Here is a 291-nt window from a genome sequence, read left to right as displayed (position 1 = left end):
TCTTGAACAGCCTCTCCCCCTCCGCGGTCTCGAGGACCTCGGGGTCAAGACGGTCAGAACTGTCCCGCCGCTGTTCGCGGCGCTTGCGGGAACGCGATTTCGATCTGCTCATGCATAAAATACTGGTGTCTATCGGCAGCTATCACAAGCATCCAATCGCCATTGTGGATAACTAGGATAACTAGGCCCCATAGCCACCGTCCCTGTGGATAACGACCCCGAACCGACCGAAGCATTCCATGATCATGAACAGTAACCGTGCTATTTGCACGGTTACTGTTCATGATCATG

The organism is Phytoactinopolyspora endophytica (genome assembly GCF_004138495.1).
GTDB classification, from domain to species: Bacteria; Actinomycetota; Actinomycetes; order Jiangellales; family Jiangellaceae; genus Phytoactinopolyspora; species Phytoactinopolyspora endophytica.
This window is presented reverse-complemented; position numbering follows the sequence as displayed.